The 22,196-nt window shown below is 72.8% G+C and carries 22 protein-coding genes; 14 read left to right on the forward strand and 8 right to left on the reverse strand.

The window, feature by feature from the left end; genetic code table 11:
* Window positions 1-44 precede the first annotated feature (44 nt).
* The 6 genes from QNO09_RS05755 (at window position 45) to hypA (ending at window position 3,801) form a co-directional block, all read left to right on the forward strand.
* Window positions 45-1,838 carry a nickel-dependent hydrogenase large subunit gene (locus QNO09_RS05755; protein ID WP_283968943.1) on the forward strand — a complete coding sequence of 598 codons (1,794 nt, stop codon included), beginning with the start codon at window positions 45-47 and terminating at the stop codon, window positions 1,836-1,838.
* Complete coding sequence (locus QNO09_RS05760) at window positions 1,831-2,376, forward strand: NifU-related iron-sulfur-binding protein (protein ID WP_283968944.1); 546 nt, start codon at window positions 1,831-1,833, stop codon at window positions 2,374-2,376. The genes QNO09_RS05755 and QNO09_RS05760 overlap by 8 nt, the downstream gene beginning before the upstream one ends.
* Complete coding sequence (locus QNO09_RS05765; protein WP_283968945.1) at window positions 2,373-2,969, forward strand: DUF5947 family protein; 597 nt, start codon at window positions 2,373-2,375, stop codon at window positions 2,967-2,969. Before QNO09_RS05760 ends, QNO09_RS05765 begins: the two co-directional genes overlap by 4 nt.
* 41 nt (window positions 2,970-3,010) lie before the next feature.
* Window positions 3,011-3,217: a hypothetical protein gene (locus tag QNO09_RS05770; RefSeq protein WP_283968946.1), complete on the forward strand. Its 207-nt coding sequence runs from the start codon at window positions 3,011-3,013 to the stop codon at window positions 3,215-3,217.
* A gap of 76 nt (window positions 3,218-3,293) precedes the next feature.
* Window positions 3,294-3,443, forward strand: coding sequence for a hypothetical protein (locus QNO09_RS05775; protein WP_283968947.1), 150 nt, complete (start codon window positions 3,294-3,296; stop codon window positions 3,441-3,443).
* A gap of 7 nt (window positions 3,444-3,450) precedes the next feature.
* Window positions 3,451-3,801 (forward strand): hydrogenase maturation nickel metallochaperone HypA, encoded by a 351-nt coding sequence (gene hypA / locus QNO09_RS05780; protein WP_283968948.1) that lies wholly within the window; start codon window positions 3,451-3,453, stop codon window positions 3,799-3,801.
* Window positions 3,802-3,867: 66 nt separating this feature from the next.
* Here the strand turns inward: hypA and hypE are convergent, their stop codons facing one another.
* The 8 genes from hypE to QNO09_RS05820 form a co-directional block, all read right to left on the reverse strand.
* Window positions 3,868-4,938, reverse strand: coding sequence for a hydrogenase expression/formation protein HypE (gene hypE / locus QNO09_RS05785; protein ID WP_283968949.1), 1,071 nt, complete (start codon window positions 4,936-4,938; stop codon window positions 3,868-3,870).
* On the reverse strand, window positions 4,931-6,073 hold the full coding sequence (gene hypD / locus QNO09_RS05790) for a hydrogenase formation protein HypD (RefSeq protein ID WP_283968950.1): 1,143 nt from the start codon (window positions 6,071-6,073) through the stop codon (window positions 4,931-4,933). The genes hypE and hypD overlap by 8 nt, the downstream gene beginning before the upstream one ends.
* On the reverse strand, window positions 6,070-6,390 hold the full coding sequence (locus tag QNO09_RS05795; RefSeq protein WP_283968951.1) for a HypC/HybG/HupF family hydrogenase formation chaperone: 321 nt from the start codon (window positions 6,388-6,390) through the stop codon (window positions 6,070-6,072). The genes hypD and QNO09_RS05795 overlap by 4 nt, the downstream gene beginning before the upstream one ends.
* Before the next feature lie 3 nt (window positions 6,391-6,393).
* A complete protein-coding gene (gene hypF / locus QNO09_RS05800) occupies window positions 6,394-8,706 on the reverse strand; it encodes a carbamoyltransferase HypF (RefSeq protein ID WP_283968952.1) in 2,313 nt (770 codons plus the stop codon).
* Window positions 8,703-9,440: a hydrogenase nickel incorporation protein HypB gene (hypB, locus tag QNO09_RS05805; protein ID WP_283968953.1), complete on the reverse strand. Its 738-nt coding sequence runs from the start codon at window positions 9,438-9,440 to the stop codon at window positions 8,703-8,705. Before hypB ends, hypF begins: the two co-directional genes overlap by 4 nt.
* A gap of 41 nt (window positions 9,441-9,481) precedes the next feature.
* A complete protein-coding gene (locus QNO09_RS05810; protein ID WP_283968954.1) occupies window positions 9,482-10,069 on the reverse strand; it encodes a hydrogenase maturation protease in 588 nt (195 codons plus the stop codon).
* Window positions 10,066-11,808 (reverse strand): enoyl-CoA hydratase-related protein, encoded by a 1,743-nt coding sequence (locus QNO09_RS05815; RefSeq protein WP_283968955.1) that lies wholly within the window; start codon window positions 11,806-11,808, stop codon window positions 10,066-10,068. The genes QNO09_RS05810 and QNO09_RS05815 overlap by 4 nt, the downstream gene beginning before the upstream one ends.
* A 123-nt stretch (window positions 11,809-11,931) precedes the next feature.
* A complete protein-coding gene (locus tag QNO09_RS05820) occupies window positions 11,932-13,173 on the reverse strand; it encodes a PP2C family protein-serine/threonine phosphatase (protein WP_283968956.1) in 1,242 nt (413 codons plus the stop codon).
* A gap of 173 nt (window positions 13,174-13,346) precedes the next feature.
* On the opposite strand from QNO09_RS05820, the gene QNO09_RS05825 reads away from it, so the two are divergent.
* The 8 genes from QNO09_RS05825 (at window position 13,347) to paaE (ending at window position 22,001) form a co-directional block, all read left to right on the forward strand.
* Window positions 13,347-15,830 (forward strand): SpoIIE family protein phosphatase, encoded by a 2,484-nt coding sequence (locus QNO09_RS05825; RefSeq protein WP_283968957.1) that lies wholly within the window; start codon window positions 13,347-13,349, stop codon window positions 15,828-15,830.
* Between the two features lie 94 nt (window positions 15,831-15,924).
* A complete protein-coding gene (locus QNO09_RS05830; RefSeq protein WP_283968958.1) occupies window positions 15,925-16,683 on the forward strand; it encodes an IclR family transcriptional regulator in 759 nt (252 codons plus the stop codon).
* A gap of 101 nt (window positions 16,684-16,784) precedes the next feature.
* Window positions 16,785-18,014, forward strand: a complete 1,230-nt coding sequence (locus tag QNO09_RS05835; RefSeq protein ID WP_283968959.1) for a PP2C family protein-serine/threonine phosphatase — start codon at window positions 16,785-16,787, stop codon at window positions 18,012-18,014.
* A 248-nt stretch (window positions 18,015-18,262) separates the two neighbouring features.
* On the forward strand, window positions 18,263-19,249 hold the full coding sequence (gene paaA / locus QNO09_RS05840) for a 1,2-phenylacetyl-CoA epoxidase subunit PaaA (RefSeq protein WP_283968960.1): 987 nt from the start codon (window positions 18,263-18,265) through the stop codon (window positions 19,247-19,249).
* Complete coding sequence (paaB, locus tag QNO09_RS05845; protein ID WP_283968961.1) at window positions 19,246-19,539, forward strand: 1,2-phenylacetyl-CoA epoxidase subunit PaaB; 294 nt, start codon at window positions 19,246-19,248, stop codon at window positions 19,537-19,539. Before paaA ends, paaB begins: the two co-directional genes overlap by 4 nt.
* 10 nt (window positions 19,540-19,549) lie before the next feature.
* Window positions 19,550-20,377 (forward strand): 1,2-phenylacetyl-CoA epoxidase subunit PaaC, encoded by an 828-nt coding sequence (gene paaC / locus QNO09_RS05850; protein ID WP_283968962.1) that lies wholly within the window; start codon window positions 19,550-19,552, stop codon window positions 20,375-20,377.
* A complete protein-coding gene (gene paaD / locus QNO09_RS05855) occupies window positions 20,371-20,886 on the forward strand; it encodes a 1,2-phenylacetyl-CoA epoxidase subunit PaaD (RefSeq protein WP_283968963.1) in 516 nt (171 codons plus the stop codon). The genes paaC and paaD overlap by 7 nt, the downstream gene beginning before the upstream one ends.
* Window positions 20,886-22,001 (forward strand): 1,2-phenylacetyl-CoA epoxidase subunit PaaE, encoded by a 1,116-nt coding sequence (paaE, locus tag QNO09_RS05860; RefSeq protein WP_502962249.1) that lies wholly within the window; start codon window positions 20,886-20,888, stop codon window positions 21,999-22,001. The genes paaD and paaE overlap by 1 nt, the downstream gene beginning before the upstream one ends.
* Window positions 22,002-22,196: the final 195 nt, after the last annotated feature.

The following is a 22,196-nucleotide window of genomic DNA, read 5'->3' on the forward strand; positions in this document are numbered from 1 at the left end:
CCCACCACCCCACACACCACCGACAGCGAGGGGCAGTACCGCAGATGACCACCACCGAGGCCCGGCCCACGGACCGCAAGCCGCCACAGCTCGTGGACATGTCCTGGGATCCGATCACGCGGATCATCGGGAACCTGGGCATCTACACGAAGATCGACTTCGCCAACCGGGAAGTCGTCGAATGCCACAGCACCTCGTCGCTCTTCCGCGGCTACTCGGTGTTCATGAAGGGCAAGGACCCGCGCGACGCAGGCTTCATCACCTCCCGGATCTGCGGCATCTGCGGCGACAACCACACCACCTGCTCCGACTACGCCCAGCAGATGGCCTACGGCGTCAAGCCGCCCCCGCTGGCCGAGCACATCGTCAACCTCGGCGAGGCCGCCGAGTACATGTTCGACCACACGATCTTCCAGGACAACCTGGTCTTCGTGGACTTCTGCGAGGCGATGGTCAAGGCCACCAACCCCGGTGTCCTGGCCCGCGCCGAGCGCACCGAGGCACCCCGCGGCGAGATCCACGGCTACCGCACGATCGCCGACATCATGAAGGCCTTCAACCCCTTCGAGGGCGAGGTCTACAAGGAGGCCCTCAAGGTCAGCCGGGTCACCCGCGAGATGTTCTGCCTGATGGAGGGACGGCACGTCCACCCCTCCACGCTGTACCCGGGCGGCGTCGGCACGATGCCGCAGCCGACCGTCTTCACCGACTACCTCAGCCGCCTCATGCGGGTCATCGACTTCGTGAAGAAGGCCGTCGCCATGAACGACGACGTCTTCGACTTCTTCTACGAGGCACTGCCCGGTTACGAGGAGGTCGGCCGCCGCCGCGTCCTGCTGGGCTGCTGGGGCGCCTTCCAGAACCCCCAGACCGTCGACTACCGCTACGAGAACATGAACTCCTGGGGCAAGGACATGTACGTCACCCCGGGCATCATCGTCGACGGCGAACTGGTCACCAACAACCTCGTCGACATCAACCTCGGCCTGCGCATCATGCTCGGCAGCTCGTACTACGAGGATTGGGTCAACGAGTCGCCCTTCGTCACCCACGACCCGCTCGGCAACCCCGTCGACATGCGCCACCCGTGGAACCAGACCACCGTCCCGGTGCCGCAGAAGCGCGACTTCGACGACAAGTACAGCTGGGTGATGAGCCCCCGCTGGTTCGACCAGCGCACCGGCGACCACCTCGCCCTCGACACCGGCGGCGGCCCGCTGGCCCGCCTGTGGTCGACCGCGCTCAGCGGCCTGGTCGACACCCCGTACGTCAAGTCCACCGGCCACAGCGTGCGCATCTCGCTGCCCAAGGGCGAGTCCCTGCCGGAGACCACCCTGGAGTGGCGCATCCCGCAGTGGAGCAACACCATCGAACGAGACCGCGCCCGGCCCTACTTCATCGCCTACGCGGCCGCCATGGCCCTGCAGTTCATCGAAGAGGCCATGGGCATGGTCCGCGCCGGCGAGACCAAGGTGTTCGAGAACTACGAGGTGCCCGACGAGGCGATCGGCTGCGGCTTCCACGAGGCGGTGCGCGGCGTCCTCTCCCACCACCTGGTGATCAAGGACAAGAAGATCGCCAACTACCACCCGTACCCGCCCACCCCGTGGAACGCCAGCCCCCGCGACATGTACGGCACCCCCGGCCCGTACGAGGACGCCGTCCAGGGCCAGCCCATCTTCGAGGAGAACGGGCCGGACGACTTCAAGGGCGTCGACATCATGCGCACCGTCCGCAGCTTCGACCCCTGTCTGCCGTGCGGTGTGCACATGTACGTCGGCAAGGGCAAGACACTGACCACCCTGCACTCGCCGACCTACGGGGCGAACCATGGCTGAGGCCGCCGGCGCACGGCTGGCCGATCCGGACGTCGAGGCCAGGCTCGGCCGGCTGGACGAGCTGCTGGAAGGCATCGAGTCCGCGCCCGCCCCCACGACCCGCTCGGCGACCGAGGCGGTGGCGCTGCTGACCGAGGTCTACGGCGAGGCCCTGGCCCGGGTCCTGGACCACGCGGACGAGCGACTGGCCGAGCGCCTCGCCGAGGACGAACTGCTGGCGCACCTCATGGTGCTGCACGACATCCACCCCGAGCCCGCCGAACGCCGGGCGGCCCGCGCGGTCGAACGCCTGCGGCCCGCCGTGCAGGAGCGCGGCGGTGACGTGGAGTGGGCCGGAGTGGAAGGACAGGTCGCCCGCGTGCGTCTGACGACGGGCGGCTGCGGGTCCGGCTGCGGAGGCGGAGGCTCCGAGGTCACCGACGCGGTCCGCGCGGCGGTGCTCTCCGTGGCGCCCGAGCTGACGGCGGTGGAGCCCGTGACCGAGACAGCCCCCGCGTTCGTCCCGCTGACCACGCTGACGCACCGGGGCGCACCGTGACCACCGACGGGGCACTGGCCCGCCTCATCCGCACCTCGGCCGACCGCACCGCGACGGCCCGGACGGAGGTGTGCGACCTGTGCGCCGCGCCGGTCGCCGAGGAGCACGCACACCTGTACGACACCGGGCAGGAGGAGGTGCGCTGCGTCTGCGGCCCCTGCTCCGTGCTGTTCGCCGACGCGGCGGCGGGGGAGGGCACGTACCGGCTCGTACCCCGGCGCCGGGTCCGGCTGCCCGAGGTCGACACGGCAGTGCTGGGCGTACCGGTCGGTCTGGTCTTCTTCGTGCCCCGCGCGGACGGCTCCGTCACCGCCGAGGGACCGAGCCCGGCGGGGGCCATGCGGTGGGAGGTGGAAGCGGCCGCCTGGCAGAAGCTGTCCGGCACGGTTCCGCAGCTCGCCACCGTGGAACCCGAGGTGGAGGCTCTGCTGGTGAACACCGTCCACGGCCTCGACCACCACTGGATCGTGCCGATCGACGACTGCTACCGGATGGTCGCCGTCGTACGCCGGGAGTGGCGCGGCCTGTCCGGCGGCGGCCGGATCTGGCCGGCCCTCGAGCAGTTCTTCGAGGACCTCACCGAGCGGTCATGACCACGCACTCCGCAGGCCGGAGGCGAGGAAGGAGAGCACCCATGGGAAGCATCAGAGTGGGCCGACCCCAGGCGAAGCCCGACACGCCCCGGCACATCGCCGGTATCCACCAGGGCAACCAGGGACCGCGCGAGCGGCAGAAGGGACACCACGAGGACGGCACCGCCGACGCGCGCCGCTCCACGGGGATCCACTGGAAGCGGCATGACACCCTCGCCGAGACCATGCCGAACATCTCCCCGGGATGAGCACCGTGATGAGAACGAGCAGGGAGTCACCGCGATGAAACGAGTACGCAGACCGGTCACGTGCAGACAGGGCGGGATGAGCGGACAGCGGGTGCTGAAGACCGAGGCCGTCCTGGTGGGCGGTGTGGCCCTGGCCCTGCTGTGCTGGGAATGGCCCAGCCTGAGGCGCGAGATGCGGATCTGGCGGATGGCCGGCGGATTCCGCGCCGGCCACCGCTACCCGTGAGCCGGCCGTGCACGAACTGTCGATCGCGACCGCGATCATCGAGCGGGCCGACGAGCTGGCCCGGGCGGACGGGACGGACGCCGTCTCGAAGGTGACCGTCCGGGTCGGCGAGCTGGCGGGCGTCGTGCCGGACGCCCTCGGCTTCGCCTTCGAGGTGGCCCGCGACGGCACCGCCCTCGCGGGGGCACACCTCGTCGTGGAACAGATCCCCGCGCAGGCTTGGTGCGGCCCGTGCGCCGAGGAGTTCGCGGTGGGCGTGCCCCCGTTCTTCTGGTGCCCGCGCTGCGACCAGCCCTCCAGCGATCTGCGCAGCGGCCGGGAACTGGAGATCGCGGCCGTCGAGCCGCTGACGGCATAGAGGAACAGACGGGCGAGGGCCCCGCCGGCGCACCGGCGAGGCCCTCGCCCGTCTGTCGTCCTCCGGTCAGCAGATGCGTGGCAACTGCTCCCCGAGCGGCAGGTCCACCACCCGCGTCCCGCCGAGACCGGTGGCGACCACCACCATCCCGGGGTGCTCGGCGACACACTCGCCGATCACCGTGGCCCCGGCACCCCGGGGATGGGCCCGCATCGCCGCCAGCACCGCCTCCGCCTCCGACGGGGGAACGAACGCGACCAACCGCCCCTCGTTGGCGACGTAGAGCGGGTCGAGCCCGAGGAACCCGCAGGCGTTCGCCACCGCGTCCGGCACCGGAACGGCCCGTTCCTGGAGCCGGACACCGGTCCCGGAGGCACGGGCGATCTCGTTGAGGGACGCGCCCAGGCCGCCCCTGGTGGGGTCGCGCAGCACATGGATGTCCGGGGTGACGGCCAGCATCGCCGCCACCAGATCCGCCAGCGGCGCGGTGTCGCTGGCGATCTCCACCCCGAACTCCAGCCCCTCCCGGACGCTCATGATCGCCACACCGTGCAGCCCGATCGGGCCGCTGACGATGACCACGTCGCCGGGGCGGGCACGCTGGGGCCGGATGTCCACCCCGCCGGGCACCAGACCCACCCCGGCGGTGGTGACGTACACCCCGTCGCCGTGCCCGGACTCCACCACCTTGGTGTCACCCGTCGCGATGGTGACCCCGGCCGCCTCGGCCGCCGCCCCCATGGAGCGCGCGATCCGCTCGACGACCGTCAGCTCCACGCCCTCCTCCAGCACGAAGGCGGCGGAGAGATAGGCCGGTACGGCACCGCTCATCGCGAGGTCGTTCACGGTGCCGTTGACCGCGAGATCGCCGAGGCCGCCGCCGGGGAAGAACAGCGGCCGGACCACATAGGAGTCCGTGGAGAAGGCCAGCCGCGCGCCGCCCAGTTCCAGGACGGCGGAGTCGGCGAGGCCGGACAGGGTGGCGTTGCCGTAGGCAGGGGTGAAGATCTGCTCCATCAGCTCCGCCGACAGCGCACCCCCTCCACCGTGCCCCATGACCACGACTCCCTGGTCGCGCAGTGGGGCGGGGCAGGTCCAGGCGGCCGGGTCCACCACATCGGTGAGTTGTTCAGGCAACGGGGGCCACCTCCTGCTGCGCGGCCCCGCCGGCCTGCGGTGCCGGGGCGTTCATCCTCCGGTACAGGTAATAGGCCGCGCAGGCGCCCTCGCTGGAGACCATGGTGGCGCCGAGCGGGGTACGCGGTGTGCAGGTGGTGCCGAACGCGCCGCACTCGGTCGGCTTGATCAGACCCTGGAGCACCTCGCCGGCACGGCACTCGGCGGGCTCCTCGGTGCGGATCCCGCCGACGTCGAAGCGGTGCTCCGCGTCGTACGCCCGGAAGGCGTCGGTCAGCCGCCAGCCGCTCCCCGGGATCGGCCCGATGCCGCGCCAGGCCCGGTCGGTGACCTCGAAGACCTCCTCGATCATGCGCACCGCGGCCGGGTTGCCCTCCTCGCGCACGGCACGCGGGTAGGCGTTCTCCACCCGGTGCTCGCCGCGCTCCAGCTGGCGCACCGCCCGGCGGATGCCCTCCAGGATGTCCAGCGGCTCGAAGCCGGTCACCACCATCGGCACCCGGAACCGCTCGGCCAGCTCCGGGTACTCGGCCATGCCCATCACGCTGCACACGTGCCCGGCGGCGAGGAAGCCCTGCACCCGGCACTCGGGTGCCGTCATGATCGCCTCGACGGCCGGGGGCACCCGCACGTGCGACACCAGCAGGCTGAAGTTGCTTAGGCCCAGCCGGCGCGCCTGGTGCACGGCCATCGCGTTGGCCGGGGCCGTGGTCTCGAAGCCGATCGCGAAGAACACCACCTCCCGGTCCGGGTTGCGGCGGGCCAGCTCCAGGGCGTCGAGCGGCGAGTACACCACCCGCACGTCACCGCCTTCGCCCTTGACCCGGAACAGGTCGCGGTCGGTGCCCGGCACCCGGAGCATGTCGCCGAAGGAGCAGAAGATCACCCCGGGCCGCGAGGCGATCTCCAGCGCCCTGTCGATGACCTCCAGCGGGGTGACACAGACCGGGCAGCCGGGCCCGTGGATCAACTCAACCTGCTCCGGCAGAAGTTGGTCGATGCCATGACGGATGATCGAGTGGGTCTGCCCCCCGCACACCTCCATCAGGGCCCACGGCCGGGTGGCGGTGGCGCGGATCTCGTCCAGCAGGCGCCGCGCCAGTTCGGGGTCGTTGAACTCGTCGATGTACTTCACCGGGTCTCACTTCCGCTGTCCTGCGGCTCCGCCACCGCGGCAGAGCCCGCCTCCTGGGCCGCCTGCTCCCAGGCGTCCCCGAACTCCTCCTCCAGCAGCCCCAGTTCCTCGAACAACTTCAGGGAGGCCAGAGCCGACTCCTCGTCCAGGCGCTGGAGCGCGAATCCGACGTGCACGATGACGTACTCGCCCACCCGCACATCGGACACGTACTCCAGGCACGCCTGTTTCCGGACGCCGCCGAAGTCGACCAGCCCGGTGAGCGGGTCGGAACTGTCGTCGATGGCCACGACCTTGCCGGGCACTGCCAAACACATGGGTCACTCCTCCTGTCGTAGGTGCGCCGCGACCACCAGCTGGCCGAGGGCCAGCCCGCCGTCGTTCGGCGGGACTTCGCCGTGCCGGAGCACCGCGAAGCCGTCATCGGTCAGCAGCCGCGCGCACTCCTCCTCCAGCAGGGCGTTGGCGAACACCCCGCCGCTGAGAGCGACGGTGGCCAGGCCGGTGTCCTGACGCGCCCGCCGGCAGATCCCCGCCACCGCCCGCGCCACGGCCCGGTGGAACCGGGCCGCGAGCACGGCGGCCGGGGTGCCGCGCCGCAGGTCGGTGATCAGCGCGCTGAACACGGGCGCCGGGTCGAGCCCGTCGGCGAAGGTGTACGCCGCCGTGTCGGCGCCCCACGCCGAAGCGGCCGCGGCCTCCAGCTCCAGTGCGGCCTGCGCCTCGTACTCCGCGCGATGGCACACGCCGACGAGTGACGACACGGCGTCGAAGAGCCGGCCCATGCTGGAGGTCGGCACACAGGCCAGGCCGCCCGGCAACTGCCTTTCGAGCACGGCCCGTTCCTCGGGCGCGCAGGCCGTCACACACGGCAGGTCCGCGTCCCACGGCAGCCCCGCCGCCCACAGCCGGGCCAGCGCCAGGCGGCACGGGTTGGCCACACCGGCGTCACCGCCGGGCAGCGGGGCGGGGGAGAGGCGGGCGTAGCGCCGGAAGCCGGTGTAGTCGGCGAGCAGGATCTCGCCGCCCCAGACCGTGCCGTCGTCGCCGTAGCCCGTGCCGTCGAAGGCGACGCCGATCACCGGGGTGGTGCCGTCGAGGCCGTGTTCGGCCATGGCGGAGGCGATGTGCGCGTGGTGGTGCTGGACCAGCACGGGCGCGTGCCCGGCCAGTCGGGTGGCCCAGCGGGTCGAGTGGTAGCCCGGATGCCGGTCGGCGGCGACCAGCTCGGGGCGCACGCCGGTCAGGGCGCGCAGGTGCGCCTCCGCCCCCCGGGCCGCCTCCAGGGTGGCCAGATCGCCCATGTCGCCGATGTGCGGGCCGAACCAGGCCTGGTCATCCGCACCGAGGCACAGGGCGTTCTTCAGATCACCGCCCACGGCGAGAGCGGGCCGCACCGCGACCGGCAGCCGCAGCGGCCGGGGCACATAGCCGCGGGACCGGCGCAGCACCTGCTCGGTGCCGTCGGGCCGTACCCGCAGCAGGGAGTCGTCGCACGGCGAGGCGATGGGCCGGTCGTGGGCGAGCCAGGCGTCGGCCAACCCGGCGAGCCGGGTCAGCGCCTCGTCGTCGTCCGTGACGATCGGCTCTCCGGAGCGGTTGCCGCTCGTCATGACCAGCATGCGTGGGCCGGGCGGATCACCGGGCAGGCCGAACAGCAGGGTGTGCACGGGCGTGTAGGGCAGCATCACCCCGAGGTGCGGGCTGCCGGGGCAGACGCCGGGTGCCGGACCGTCGGCTTCCGAGTGCCGGCGCAGCAGGACGATGGGGCGCCGAGGGCTGGTGAGGGCAGCCAGTTCGGACGCGGAGAGCTCGGCGATCCGGCGTACTTCGTCGAGGTCCGCGCACATCACCGCGAACGGCTTGCCACCGCGCGCCTTGCGGGCCCGCAGCGTGGCCACGGACTGTGCCTGGCCGGCGTCGCAGGCCAGGTGGTAGCCGCCGAGGCCCTTGACGGCGACGATCCGCCCGGCGGCCAGCAGCGCCCGTGCCGACGCCAGTGCCTCGGCGCCCCGGGCGGGGCGGACGTCGCTCCCGGACGCGGGCACCAGGCGCAGCCGGGGGCCGCAACCGGGACAGGCCACGGGCTGGGCGTGGAAGCGCCGGTCGAGGGGATCGCCGTACTCCCGGGCGCACTCGCCGCACATCGGGAAGCCGGACATGGTCGTGACGGCACGGTCGTACGGCATGCCGGTGGCGATGGTGAAGCGGGGCCCGCAGTGGGTGCAGGTGACGAACGGGTGCCGGTGCCGACGGTCGGCCGGGTCACCCAGTTCCCGCAGGCAGTCCGCGCAGGCCGCCGTGTCGGGCGGGAGCAGCGTGCTGCCGGGGGAGCGGTCGGTGGAGCGGATCCCGAAAGAGCCCTCGACCCCGGTGACGGGCAGATCCTCGACCCCGACACCGGTGACGGCGGCCAGCGGCGGATGCTCCCCGGCCAGTCGGTCACAGAAGGCGGCGACACCGTCCGGCGGGCCTTCCACCTCGATGAGGACGCCGCCGGCCGTGTTGCTCACGAAGCCCGCGAGCGCGAGATCGGTGGCCAGACGGTGTACGAAGGGGCGGAACCCCACCCCCTGCACGGTGCCGCGCACGGTGAGGCGGCGGCGCACCGCCCGGGTGGCGGGCGCTGTCACGAGACAAGGCCGGCTGCGGCGCTCTCGTGCGTGTGGGTGTGCGGGCGGGGCGCCAGGGGCGGACGGTGCACAGGCGCCCCGTCCCGGACGGCGAGCACGCGTTCCAGCAGGGTGTCGACGCCGGCGCCGGTGCGGGCGCAGGACCGCACGACCTCCACCCCGGGGTTGACCCGCTGGACGTTCGTCATGAAGGCCGCCTCGTCGAACCCGGCCGGCCCGGCCAGATCGGTCTTGGTCAGCACCACCAGATGGGCGGACCCGAAGGCCGTGGGGTACTTCAGTGGTTTGTCCTCGCCCTCCGTCACCGCCATGAGCACGATCCGCAGGCTCTCGCCGAGGTCGTAGGAGGCGGGGCAGACGAGATTGCCGACGTTCTCCACGAACAGCAGTGAGGTGCCCTCGGGCAGCCAGCTCTCCACGTGGCCGCGCAGCTGCCGGGCCTCCAGGTGGCACAGTCCGTCCGTCAGTAGCTGCTTCACCGGCGCTCCCGAACGGGCCAGCCGGTCGGCGTCGTTCTCGGTCGCCAGGTCGGCGGTGAGCGCGGCCACCGGAAGGCTCCGCTCCACCGCCCTGGCCAGCACTCTTCCGAGCAGTTCCGTCTTGCCGCTGCCCGGGCTGGACAGCAGGTTGACCACGCTTGCTCCGCGCCGGGTCAACTCCTCACGCAGATCGGCGGCCAGACCGTCGTTCTTCGCCAGGACGGCCTGAGTGACCTCGTCCACGGAATCGCACATGGGCGCCGCTCCTCGCGGGTCGGTAGGGACATCTCGTTCCGCTACCGATCCTCCGCGCCCGCGCCTGCCGTGCCGGGCAGCACGGCCGACGACAGGGCGGGGGATTCGTCCGGGCGGCTCAACGGGGGTGTGGCGGCCGGGTCCGCGAGCAGCACGGGCACCATGGTGTGCAGGGCCGCGACGGCCCGGCCGACCGCTTCGCCCACCGTCGCGCTGATGCCCGGGGCGATGTCCTCGTCGGCCGGTGCCCGCAGCTCGGGTTCGCAGGCCAGGACCAGGACGCGCGGCAGGGGCTCGTCGCCCAGATGGGCGGCCAGGGCGAGAACCCTGGCCGGGTCCATGCCGTGCGCCTCGGGCGGTGCGCCCGAGGCGGAGCGGTCCGGCAGGTCCGGCTCGATCAGCGACAGCGTGCCCGGCTCGTGTCCGCGTACGGCGGCGTCGACCAGGACGGCCGTGTCGTAGCCGTCGAGCAGCGCGTACGCCAGGTCCATGCCGCGGATGCCGAAGTCCCGCACCGTGACCTCGGGCGGCAGCGGGTGCCGTTCCAGGGCGCGGATCACCTCGGGGCCGAAGGCGTCGTCGGCGAGGAAGATGTTGCCGACGCCCGCCACGAGCAGTCGCGTGCTCATCGCGCGTCCCCGGCGGCCAGCGGCCTGGGGGAGCCGGTCGGGAGCTTACGGACGAACGCGGACCGCAGCGCGTGGTACGGCGCCTCCGGGTCGAAGAACACGGCCCGCATACGGGCGAGTTCGGCCCGCCGGTACTCGGCGAGCGGCCGGTGCAGCTCGTCCGCGTGCCGTGCGGTGGCCTTGGCGGTGATCCGGCGCGGGAGGTCGGGATCGGCGGTCAGGTCGGCGGCCAGGCGCTCGACCTCGGCGGTGAAGTCCTGGGCCGCGACCGGCACCAGGCGGTCGACCAGTCCGATCCGCTCCGCGGTCGCGGCGCTCACCGGGCGGGCTTCGGTCGTCAGCCGCTCGGCCGTCTCGGCGCCCACCCGGCGGGGCAGCGAGTACGTCCAGTACTCCGACCCGTGCAGGCCCATGTTCCGGTAGTGCGGGTTGAGGACGCCGCCCGTGCGGCACCAGACCTCGTCGGCGGCCAGGGCGAGCATGACGCCGCCGGCCGCCGCGTTGCCGCCGAGCGCCGCCACCACCAGCCGGTCGGTGGTGCGCAGCACCGCCTCGACCAGGTCGTTCATGGCGTTGAGGTTGGACCAGGACTCGCCCGCCGGGTCGCTCGACGCCTCGATGACGTTGAGGTGGATGCCGTTGGAGAAGAAGTCGCGGGCGCCGCCGAGCACCAGCACCGAGGTGGGGCGGGTGAGCGCGTAGCGCCAGGCGGCGAGCAGCCTGCGGCAGTGGGTGGTGCTCATCGCCCCGCCCGGGAACGAGAAGGACAGGAAGCCGATCGGGCCGCGCTGCCGGTAGCGGATGTCGGCCCAGGTGGTGCGGCCCGGGGGCAGTTCGAGCGGTGCGGCGATCTCGGGCAGCCAGTACGGGCGGTCGTTGGAACCCGGCATGCCCGGGCCGCTGCCGGGCGGGGCGGGGAAGCCGGACAGCACCGAGGCGGCCGGCCGGCGGAACGACGCCGGGTCACCGGAGCTCTTGCGGGGGCGCAGCTCCGGGATCCACACGGCGCCGTCCCGGGTGGCCCGGCAGACCGCACCGGCCCGGGTCGCGAGCAGTTCCCCGGGTTCCCCGCGCAGCCGGTCCTCGGGGTGCCCGCCGTGCAGGAACACCTCCCGGCCGCAGATCTCGTCCCGGACGCCCGGCTGCGAGTCGGCCCCGCGGAGTCTGCGCAGCACCGTCGCGGTGTCGTCGTCCCAGTCGATGCGCCGCTGCTCCTGGCGGAAGAAGTCCCGCCACATCACGTGGACGCCGGGTTCGTTCTGTGGGCGCGGCTTGTAGGACCCGTCGGCGTAGCGCCGCACGGCCAGCAGTACGGCGGCCGTGGCGGCGTCCGACAACTCGTTGCGGTACACGTCGCTCTTGCCCACCGGCGGCACCGGGAAGGAGCCGTCCGCCCACACGTCCCCCGCGTCCATGGCCGCCTCGGCCTGGAGCACCGTCACGCCCCACTCGCGGGCCTCCTCGGCGATCGCCCAGTCCAGCGACGAGGGGCCCCGGTCGCCGGGCGGCCCCGGGTGGACGATCAGGCAGGTGTGCTCTCGCCACACGTCCTCGGGCAGGGACGACTTCAACATCGGGGCGATGATCAGCTCCGGGCCCATCTCGCGTACGGCGTCCCGGACGGCGTCGGGCCCGTGCGAGGCGAGCACGACGTCCACCCGGTGCCCTTCGTCCGACAGCTCGGCGTACACACGCTGGGACAGGCTGTTGAACGCGCTGGCGACAAGCAAGATGTCCATGACATCGCATGTTCGCCGGTACGGGGAGGGCCGAGAAGGACCCCTGCGGCGTTTCGCCCCCCTCGTCCGCTTCCGGCCTACTCTCCGCCCGTGCGGGCATCCCGGCCGGCGGCTGTCCCGGCCTCACAGCCGGATCACGACGAGGGCGATGTCGTCGGGTGCCCCGCCGGTGACACCGAGACGGTTCAGCAGCGTGTCGGCCAGCCGGTCGGGGGCGAGCGTCGCGTGCCGGGAGAGTGCCGAGGTCAGGCGGGACAGGCCGACGTCGATGTCCTCCCGGCGGCGCTCGATGAGCCCGTCGGTGTAGAGCACGAGGGTGTCGCCCGGGGCGTAGGACAGGCCGGCCTGGGGGCGGGGGACGTGGTGCGGGCGGGCGCCGAGGGGCGGGTCGGTGGCCTGGTCCAGCAACGCGCAGCCGCCGTCGCGGTGGAGCAGGACGGGGGGCGGGTGTCCGGCGTTGCTGTAGATGATCAGCCTGCTGCGGGTGTCGACGAGCACCTTGACGGCGGTCGCGGCGGTCGCGCCGTCGACGGAGCGGGCGTACAGGCCGAGCACTTCGAGGGCCTGGGCCGGGCTGGGCACGGCCCGGATGGCGGCGCTCAGGGCGCTGCGCAGCATGCCCATGACGGCTGCTGCGGGCAGTCCGTGGCCGACGACGTCGCCCACCGCCACGGCGTAGCGGTCGGGCGGCAGATCCACGATGTCGTACCAGTCGCCGCACACGTTGAGTGATCTGGTGGCGGGCAGGTACCGGACGGCCATGGCGTCACCGTGCCGGCCGAGGTCCGGCGCCTGCAGCATGGCCTCTTGCAGGGTGACACCGATCTGGCGTTCACGCGCGTGGGCGTTGCGCAGTTCCTGGTTCAGGCGGTGCAGTTGGCGGGCCCGGACGTAGAGTTCGGCCGCCGTGCCCTGCCCTTGCTCGGTGAGCTCCTCGGTGAGCCGCCGCGCCGGTCCCGAGTGCACGAAGGCGGTGACGTCCTCGGAGCGCTGGACGATCCATTTCGTCGCCCCGTCCGGTCCCGGAATCGGGGTGTGGACGTCGGACCACCAGCGCTCCTCGAACCCGTCCGGCCGGTCGCTCGCGGGAATGTCGTACCGCTGCAGCACCAGGGTGTCCGGTTGCCCCGTGTCCAGGACCCGGTGCAGTGACTCCTTGAGATCGCGTTGTGTGTCGTCGTCGGGAGCATCGGGATTCCCCGGCAGCGCGTCGAAGAAGTAGCTTCCGGTCAGTTCCGCCTCGGCCCGCCCGGTGGCCTGCAGATACGCCGCATTCACATAGCGGATCACGAGGTCCGCGTCCAGCAGCAGATGGGGACACGGCGTAGCGTCGAGAAAGGCGGTGAAACTGATGTCCGCTGTCATGACGCGCTCATCTCCGTCCGTGAGCGCGACGGTCCGGTAGAGCCAATCTACTAGGGGACCGGCCTTTCGGCCCGCCCCGTCTGTCACGCTTACTCCGTGAATTCATGGCTTTGCATCGATGAGAATGGCATCGACGGGTTCGAACAGGTAGCTGCTGGAGGCGGGTGAGCGCGATGGGCCCACCGGGGGCCACCGAAGGCGAAGGCGCGGCGCCGCGGCCGGTGCCGCCCGTTGACGAGGCGGCCACGGCCCGAGCTGTCGTGGACGCCGACGGCACGGTGATCGGGTGGAGCGAAGGCGCACAACGCCTGGTGGGCCACCCGGCCTCGGCGGTGATCGGCAGGCCGGCGGCCCTGCTGCTCGCGGGAGGCCCCCCGCGAGAGATCCTGCGCTCCCTCGCGGGGGTACGGCGGTGGAACGGCACGGCGACCCTGCGGCACCGGGACGGGCACCTCCTCCCCGTGACCCTGCTGGCCCACCGCCGCGCCCGGGGCCCGAGCGGCGACGGCGAGGCCCACGAATGGCTCTTGGTCTCGCCGCTGTCCCGCGACCGGCCGCGGCCCGACGAAGACCTGCTGACCAGCTGGTCCCTGAGCCAGTCGCCGTGCACCATGGCGCTCTACGACACCGGGCTGCGGCTCCTCAAGGCCAACGCGGACATGGAACGCGTCATGGGGCTCTCGGAAGCGGAGATGCGCGGACTCAGAGTGTCGGAGATCGTGCCCCACCCGGAGGGCGAACGCACCGAGGACCTGATGCGAAGAGCCGTCGCCACCGGGGAACAGCAACACCTGCGGGCCGCCCTGCACCTGGTCGACGATGAGCACGAGACCCTCTGGTCGGTGTCTCTCGCTCCCGTGCGCGACCCCCGGGGAACCGTGCGCGGGATCCTGCTGTCCGCGCACGACATGACCGAGGAGCACCGGGCCCGGCAGCGGCTCGCTCTCGTCGCCGAGGCCGGCGTGCGCATCGGCACCATTCTCGATCTGGACCGCACCGCCCGGGAGATGGCAGATGTGGCCGTCGGGCAGTTGGCGGACTTCGTCACGGTCGACCTCCTCCCCGACATCCAGGACGGCCAGGAACCGCGCGCGACCACGCTGCCGGGGCCGGTCGAGCTGCGCCGCGTGGCCAACCAGTCGGTGCTGCCGGGCTGCCCCGAGGCGGTGGTCCCGCTCGGTACCGTCGCCACCTACCCGTCCACCTCGCCCGCCGCCGAATGCCTGGCCTCCGGACAGCCGCTGATCCAGCAGGTGGGGCCGACCGGGATCGACCGGTGGGCGGACCAGGCGCCGGACCGGGCGGAACGCATGCGGCGCTTCGGTTTCCACTCCGTCCTCGCGATCCCGATGCGGGCCCGCGGGGTGACCCTCGGCGTCGCCACCTTCTCCCGGCACCGGCGCCCCGACCCCTTCGAGCACGACGACCTGCTGCTGGCGGCCGAAATCACCGCCCGGGCCGCCCTGAGCATCGACAACGCCCGCCGCTACACCCGGGAGCGGGACACCTCGCTGACCCTGCAGAGCAGCCTGCTGCCACGGCGGATGCCCCGGCAGACCGCCGTCGAGGTCGCCTCACGCTATCTGCCCGCCGACGCGCAGGTCGGGGTGGGCGGCGACTGGTTCGACGTCATCCCGCTCTCCGGCGCCCGGGTGGCCCTGGTCGTGGGCGACGTCGTGGGGCACGGCATCCAGGCTTCCGCCTCCATGGGACGTCTCCGCACCGCCGTCCGTACCCTGGCCGACGTCGACCTGGGGCCCGACGAGCTGCTGACCCATCTCGACGACCTGGTCAACCGGCTGTCGGCCGAGAACGACGACGCCTCCGGCGCCGCCGACGTCGGCGCCACCTGCCTGTACGCCGTGTACGACCCGGTCACCCGGCGCTGCACCCTGGCCCGTGCCGGCCATCCCGAACCGGTGCTGCTCAGTCCCGGTGGCGCGCCCCGCGTCCTCGGCCTGCCCGCGGGGCCGCCGCTGGGGCTGGGGGGCCTGCCGTTCGAGGCGGCCGAGGTGGAGCTGCCCGAGGGCAGCCTGCTCGTGCTGCACACGGACGGCCTCGTCGAGTCCAGGGACCGCGACGTCGACGAAGGCATGGACCTGCTGATGCGGGCGCTGGGCCGCTCAGGACCCGATCTGGAGCGCATCTGCGACGCCGTCGTCGAGGACGTTCTCCCGGACCGGCCGGGCGACGACGTGGCGCTGCTCATCGCGCGCACGCGCGCCCTGGACGCGGGCCACGTGGCCGCCTGGGACGTGCCGCCGCAACCGTCCGCGGTGGCCGAGATCAGGAGCAGGGCGAGCCGGCAGCTGACGCAGTGGGGCCTGGAGGAGACGGCGTTCGTCACGGAGCTGGTCGTGAGCGAACTGGTCACCAATGCCATCCGGTACGGAGAACCGCCGATCCAGCTGCGCCTGATCCTCGACCGCCGGCTCATCTGCGAGGTCTCCGACGCCAGCAGTACCGCCCCGCACCTGCGCCGGGCCCGCGTCTACGACGAGGGCGGGCGTGGCCTGCTGCTGGTCGCGCAGCTGTGCCACAAGTGGGGGACCCGCCACACGTACCGCGGCAAGACGATCTGGGCCGAACAGACCCTGCCGGCTGGACTGACCACGCCGCGGGCCGCCGGGGCCGAGGACGGCCTGCCGGCGGACTGACCACGCCGCGGGCCGAGCCGAGGCCGAGGACGGAAGGGCAGGCGTCCCGACCGGCCGCCTTGCCCGCTCCGGGCCTCGGGCGCACGCTGGTCCCATGGGTACGCGAGACGGCCCTACGCTCATCAACTCCGTCCAGCGGGCCATGCGGCTGCTGGAGGCGGTGAGCGCGCACGACAACGGCGCGCCGGCCAAGCAGCTGGCGCGTGAGACGGGCCTGCCCCTGGCCACCGCCTACCACCTGCTGAGGACCCTGGTGCACGACGGGTACGTGCGGAAGCTGGACGACGGCGGCTTCGTCCTCGGCGACAAACTGCAGACCCTGCGCTCCACAGGCCGTGCACAGGCGCTGCTCAGCCGCGTCCGGCCCACCCTCGCCGCACTGCGCGACGAACTCGCGAGCCCCGCCTACCTCACCTTCTACGAGGACGGCGAGATCCGGGTCGCCGAGATCGTCGACGGGCCCGGCACCCCGCGTGTCGATCTCTGGGTGGGGTTCGAGGACGCGGGGCACGCCACCGCCCTGGGCAAGGCCGTCCTGCGGGAACTGGACGAGGAGGCCCGCCAGGACTACCTCTCCCGCCACCACCTCGCCGATCTCACCCCACGAACGGTCACCAGCCTCCCCGAGCTGCTCAGACGGCTGGAGACCCCGCCCCTGGCCCCGGCCGTCACGGACCTGGAGGAGTACGCCCTCGGCACGGTCTGCGTCGCCGTCCCGGTCTACAGCGGGGACACGCTCGGCTCCCTCGGTGTCTCGCTGCCGTCGAACCGGCTGTCCCGGCTGCCGGAGATCCGGGAACGGCTGCTCCCGACCGCGAGCCGGGTGACGCGGAGCCTCTCGCTCACTATCTGAAAATACGCTCCTTGCCGGTGGCCGGTCTCACCCCGTTCTCTGGATGAAACAGACATTCCGGCGACGTGCCCCGCGCACAGGTGAGGACTGCGGACCCAGACATGAGCCAAGCCCGCAACCATGGCGTCGATGATCAGCCGGTACGACCGTCCGGCAACCGGGTGGCCGGTGCCGGGGCCTCGGCCCGCCGACGCGCCGTCGCACGGCTGGCCACCGGGACACCCGTCCTGCCCGTCCTCGTCGTCCTGGTCGTCGCCCTCGCCGTGTCGGTCGACCTCGCCGGCGGAGCCGGGATGATCTGGCTCCCCCTGCTGGCGGCCGGGCCCGCCCTGGCGGCCACGACCAGCGGACCGCGCGGCGTCCTGTGCGTCGGCTCCCTCGCCGTGGCGCTCGGCGTGGCGCTCGGCGTCCGGGACGGGGCGCCGGGCCGGGAACTGACCGCCGTACTGTCGGCCCTGGTCGCCGTCACCCTCGCGAGCGTCCTGGCCAGCGCCCTGCGCGGGCGCCGGGAGCGGGTGCTCGCCGCCGTCCGCTCGGTCGCGGAGACCGCCCAGCACGCGCTGCTCAAGCCCGTGCCGTCGACGGTCGGGCCCTTCCAGGCGGCCGTCCGCTACAGCGCCGCCGCGGCCGAGGCCCGTATCGGCGGGGACCTGTACGCGCTGATACCCACCCCGCACGGCGTGCGGCTGATCGTCGGCGACGTGCGCGGCAAGGGGCTGCCCGCCGTCGGGACCGCGGCGCTGGTGCTCGGTGTCTTCCGCGAGGCCGCCCACGACGAGGCCGATCTCCTGGCCGTGGTCGACCGGATCGAGCGGAGCCTCGCGCGCAACCTCGGGCACGACGACTTCGTCACCGCCGTGGTCGCCGGATACCCGCGGGCGGGGCAGCTGGAGGTGGTGAACTGCGGGCACGCGCCCCCGCTGCTGGTGAGCGACTCCGGGAGCATCACCACGGTGGAACCCGCACACCCGGCCCCGCCCCTCGGGCTGCGCGCCCTCACCGGGCACACCCCAGGGCTCCAGACGCTCCCCTTCGACGACGGCGACCAACTGCTGCTCTACACGGACGGGGTCACCGAGGCCCGCGACGGCGACCGGGCCTTCTACCCCCTGGCCGAAGGCCTGCGGCGCCACGTCTCGCACGAGCCGGCACACACGGTCGGCGCGCTCCACGACGAACTGCTGGCCCATGTGGGCGGCCGACTGCACGACGACGCGGCCCTGCTCCTCATCCGCAAGCCGGCCGTACGCCCCGCGGAACTGGCCCCCCGGGTGAGCGAACCCGGCCCGGCCGGCGCCGCCCGGGTGCGCGAGGAGAGGTGCTGCTCATGAGGGCTGCGGCGGCCGCAAGGGGTCAGGCCTCGAGCAGATCATGCCGTCCTTGACCGCCTTCGCGGTCTCCCCGCCGCGGCCTGGCGCTGCTCGGAGCCGGTGCCGGGGCGGGTTTCGATGCGAACGGTCATGTGGTCCAGCCTGTTCGGCGCCTGTCAAGGTCCGGGACTTGCCCGAGAGGTCTTACCAAGGCGCGCCCGCTTGTCCTACCATGGACCGAACGAATGGTCGGTTGGGAAGTGGGACGGATGGAAACGACACGCTCCAGCCCCGCGGGGACGGACGGCGCCGAGCCGGTTCTCCAGCAGCACTTCGACGCGACGATCGCGCGGGACCAGCGGATCGAGCCGCGCGACTGGATGCCGGAGGGCTACCGGAAGACACTGATCCGGCAGATCGCGCAGCACGCGCACTCGGAGATCATCGGCATGCAGCCGGAGGGCGAGTGGATCACCCGCGCGCCGTCGCTGCGCCGCAAGGCCATTCTGTTCGCCAAGGTCCAGGACGAGGCCGGGCACGGGCTGTACCTGTACTCGGCGGCGGAGACGCTGGGCGCCGACCGCGCGGATCTGACCGGGCGCTTGATCGAGGGGCGCCAGAAGTACTCGTCGATCTTCAACTACCCGACGCTGAGCTTCGCGGACGTCGGGGTGATCGGCTGGTTCGTGGACGGCGCCGCGATCTGCAACCAAGTGCCGCTGTGCCGCTCCTCGTACGGGCCGTACGCGCGCGCCATGGTGCGGATCTGCAAGGAGGAATCGTTCCACCAGCGGCAGGGCTACGAGCTGCTGATGACGATGATGCGCGGCACCCCCGAGCAGCGCGAGATGGTGCAGGACGCGGTGAACCGCTGGTGGTGGCCGTCGCTGATGATGTTCGGCCCGCCCGACGACGCCTCGCCCAACTCCGCGCAGTCCATGGCCTGGAAGATCAAGCGGCACAGCAACGACGAACTGCGCCGGCGGTTCGTCGACATGACCGTCCCGCAGGCCGAGAAGCTCGGCGTGACGCTCCCGGACCCGGAGCTGCGCTGGAACGAGGAGCGGGGCCACCACGACTTCGGCACGCCCGACTGGGACGAGCTGATGCGGGTCATCAAGGGCGACGGCCCCTGTAACGACCAACGCGTGGAACGGCGGCGCACGGCCCACGAGGAGGGCGCCTGGGTGCGCGAGGCGGCCACCGCCCACGCCGCCAAACAGGCCGCCCGCGAGCGGAAGGGAGCGGTGGCATGACCGCCGACCGGCAGGACTGGCCCCTGTACGAGGTGTTCGTACGCGGCAAGCGCGGGCTGAACCACGTCCATGTGGGCTCGCTGCACGCCGCCGACGACCGTATGGCGCTCACCCACGCCCGCGACCTCTACACCCGCCGCAACGAGGGCGTCTCGATCTGGGTCGTGCGCTCCGAGCACATCGCCGCCTCCACCCGCGACGAGAAGGACCCCTTCTTCGAGCCCAGCGCCGACAAGGTCTACCGGCACCCGACCTTCTACGACATCCCCGACGACGTCCCGCACATCTGAAGGAGAGGGCATGAGCGACGACCACGTCTACATGACCCTCGCCGAGGGACACGAGGACGACACCCGCTGGGCTTACGGCACCGGCTTCGAGGACCCCCTGCACGGCGTCGACACCACCGTGCCCGACGACGTGGACGCCGGTGAACTGGCCGCCCTGTGCGTCAGCCTGGCCGACGACGCCCTGATCTCGGCCCAGCGGCTCGCCGAGTGGACCACCCGTGCCCCCGAGCTGGAGGAGGAGGTGGCGCTGGCCAACATCGGCCTCGACCTGCTCGGCCAGGCCCGCCTGCTCTACTCCCGCGCGGGCCAGGCCGACGGCACCGGCCGCGGCGAGGACGCCTTCGCCTACTTCCGCGACCCCGGTGACTTCCGCAACGTACGCCTGGCCGAACTCCCGAACGGCGACTTCGCGTTCTCGATCGTGCGGCTGCTGGTGCTCGCCAGCTGGCGCCTCGCCCACTTCGAGCGGCTCACCGCCCACCGCGACCCGGTGCTGGCGGCGATCGCCGCCAAGGGCGTGAAGGAACTGGCCTACCACCGCCAGTACGCGGCCGAGTGGGCCGTACGCCTCGGCGACGGCACCGAGGAGTCGCACCGCCGGATGCGCAAGGCACAGGAGCAGGTGGCGCCCTACCTCGGCGAGCTGTTCACGGCGTACGACGTCCGGGACGAGGTCGTCGCGGTGCTGCGCCAGGTCACCGAGGCGGCCGGGCTGCCCATGCCCGTCTACCGGCCGCTGCCCGGCGCGGGCCGCGCCGGGGAGCACACCGAGCATCTCGCCCCGCTGCTGGCCGAGTTGCAGGGGGTGGCCCGCGCCCACCCGGAGGCGACATGGTGACCGCACTCCTGGACGCCCGAAGGGCCCGGCACATCGCCGAGCAGGTGCCCGACCCCGAACTGCCCATGCTCACCCTGGCCGACCTCGGAGTGCTGCGCGAGGTGACCATGGCCCCGGACGGCACGGTCGTCGCGAGCCTGACCCCGACCTACTCGGGCTGCCCGGCGATGGCCGAGATGCGCGCGGGCGTGGCCGCCCGGCTGCGGGACGCCGGCTACGCCCGCGTGGAGATCCGCACCGTCCTCGACCCGCCCTGGAGCAGCGACTGGATCACGCCGGCCGGCCGTCGCAAGCTCGCCGAGCACGGCATCGCCCCGCCCGGCGCCGCGCCCGCGCGCCCCACCGGGCCGGTCCCGCTCGTGCTGTCACCGGCCCGCCGCTCGGTGCCCTGCCCCCGGTGCGGTCACCCCGACACCGAGGAGACCTCCCGTTTCGGCGCCACGTCCTGCAAGGCCCTGTGGCGCTGCCTCGCCTGCCGCGAGCCGTTCGAGTACGTCAAGGAGATCTGATGGAGGACCTGATGGAGCCGGCCCCCGCCCCGGCGGCACGTCCGCGTGCCCGCCGCCGCCCGGTCTTCCACCCCCTGCGGGTCGCCGCCGTGCAGCCCCTGTGCGAGGACTCCGCAGCCGTGAGCTTCGACATCCCGGCCGAACTGGCCGAGGAGTTCACCTTCGCGCCCGGCCAGTCGCTCACCCTGCGGCGCGACATCGAAGGCCGGGACGAGCGCCGCTCCTACTCGATCTGCGCGCCCGCCGGCACGGCACCGCGCATCGGCGTCCGGGTGGTGCCGGGCGGCCTGTTCTCCTCCTGGCTGGTGCACGACGTACGCCCCGGCGACACCGTCGAGGTGATGGCACCCACCGGTGCCTTCACCCCCGACCTCACCACCCACGGCCACCACGTCCTCATCGCCGCCGGCTCCGGCATCACGCCCATGGTCTCCATCGCCGAGTCCGTCCTGGCCGCCGACCCCCGCTCGCGCGTCACCCTCCTCTACGGCAACCGCCGCACCGGCACGGTGATGTTCGCGGACGAGCTCGCCGACCTGAAGGACCTCTACCCGACGCGGTTCCAGCTCGCCCACGTCCTCTCCCGCGAGCCCCGCGAGGCCGAGGTGCTCTCCGGCCGCCTCGACGCCGAACGGCTCTCCGCCCTGGTCGACGCACTCGTCGACGTGGAGTCCGCCGACCACTGGTGGCTGTGCGGCCCGCACGGCATAGTCCGCGCAGCCCAGCAGGTCCTCACCGGCCTCGGCGTGCCCGCCGACCGCGTCCACCAGGAGCTGTTCTACGCCGACGACGAGCCCGTCCGCGAGGTCCAGCACGCCGAGACCGGCCCCTCCGGCCCGGTCAGCCAGGTCACGGTCACCCTCGACGGACGCTCCACCACCTCCGCCCTGCCCCGCGAGCGGACCCTCCTGGAAGGCGCCCAGCAGACCCGCCCCGATCTGCCGTTCGCCTGCAAGGGCGGGGTCTGCGGCACCTGCCGCGCCCTGGTCACCGACGGCAAGGCCGACATGCGCCGCAACTTCGCCCTCGAACCGTCCGAGGTCGACGCGGGCTACGTCCTCACCTGCCAGTCGTACCCGGTGTCCGAGACACTGACGGTGGACTTCGACACCTGATCGCCCGGGCGGTGCGCCGGCCTGCGGCCCCGGCCCTGTGGGCCGGCGCTTCCAACCGGCGACAGGCCGGTGCGCACCGGGTCGGCAGGAGCGCGACGTAGCCCACGTCGCGCACGACGTCGTCATCGCGCCGGCGTTCCACGGAGCCGTCGATCATCGCCGCGGCACCGGCGGCACCGGCGGCACCGGCGGCAC

Source organism: Streptomyces sp. 378, assembly GCF_030124145.1.
GTDB lineage: Bacteria > Actinomycetota > Actinomycetes > Streptomycetales > Streptomycetaceae > Streptomyces.